The sequence below is a fragment of the Streptomyces sp. NPDC058796 genome, from assembly GCF_042745235.1.
In the GTDB taxonomy this organism is placed as follows: Bacteria; Actinomycetota; Actinomycetes; order Streptomycetales; family Streptomycetaceae; genus Streptomyces.
In genome coordinates this window covers 1-1,259 of sequence record NZ_JBHYOP010000042.1, presented here as the reverse complement: position 1 = coordinate 1,259, position 1,259 = coordinate 1, and the positions used below count along the sequence as shown (strand labels likewise).

The following is a 1,259-nucleotide window of genomic DNA, read 5'->3' as shown; positions in this document are numbered from 1 at the left end:
CGGCCCTTGCCGGTCGGGTCCAGGCTCATCAGCGCCATGTAGACGCACTTCAACGCGGCGGCCTCGTTCGGGAAGTGCCCGCGGGCCCGGACCGCCTTGCGGATGCGGGCGTTCACGCTCTCGATCGCGTTCGTGCTGCAGATGACCTTGCGGATCTCGACGTCGAAGGAGAGGAAGGGCACCATCTCGGCCAAGGCATCGGACCACAGCTTGATCACGGCCGGATACTTGCTGCCCCACTTCTCGGAGAACTCCAGGAACCTCTCGGTCGCGGCGGCCTCGCTCGGCGCGGTGTAGACGGGCTTGAGATCCTTGGCGACCTTGTCCCAGTCCTGGCGGGCGCAGTAGCGGATGCTGTTGCGAATCAGGTGAACGATGCATGTCTGGACGACAGTTCGGGGCCAGACTGCCTCGACGGCGTCGGGCAGGCCCTTCAGTCCGTCGCAGACGAGCATGAGGACGTCCTCAATGCCGCGATTCTTCAGCTCGGTGAAGACCTGGAGCCAGTGCTTGGCTCCCTCACCGCCGTCACCGGCCCAGATGCCGAGGATGTCGCGGGTGCCCTCGACAGTGACGGCCATCGCGACATAGATGGGCCGGTTGGCGACCTTGCCATCGCGAACCTTCACGTTGATCGCCTCCACGAAGACGACCGGATAGACGCGATCGAGCGGCCGGGCCTGCCATTCCGCCATGCCCTCCATCACCGCGTCGGTGATCGTGGAGATGGTCTGCTTGGACACCTCCGCGCCGTATACCTCGGCGAGATGAGCCGATATCTCGCCGTGCGTGAGGCCCTTCGCGGACAGCGACAGCACCATCTCGTCCACGCCGGTCAGCCGACGCTGCCGCTTCTTCACGAGCTGCGGTTCGAAGGTGCCGGCCGTGTCGCGGGGCACCTTCACCTCGACCGGGCCGACGTCGGTCAGCACGGTCTTCGAACGGGTGCCGTTGCGGGAGTTGCCGCTGTTCCGGCCGGCTGCGTCGTGCTTGTCATAGCCGACGTGATCGGTGATCTCGCCCTCCAGGGCGGACTCCAGCACCCGCTTGGTCAACTGCTGCAGCAGCCCTCCCTCGCCAGTCAGCTGCAGCCCGTCGGAACGGGCCCGGTCGACCAGCATCGAGATCAACTGCTCGTCCGACACCGCCTCCGCGGCCGACTGGACGACCGGCTCCTCCACCGACTCGTGCTCGCTGATGGTCTCGCTCACTTCAGGCGTCTCCTTGATCATCGGATCCGCCGTCTATTGGACACTCCC

General features: G+C 65.8%; 1 protein-coding gene. It reads right to left on the bottom strand.

What is annotated here, in order from left to right:
- Nucleotides 1-1,121 (bottom strand): IS256 family transposase (locus tag ACFW47_RS35205; RefSeq protein ID WP_386308287.1); only part of this gene is annotated, 1,121 nt, incomplete at its 3' end.
- Nucleotides 1,122-1,259: the final 138 nt, after the last annotated feature.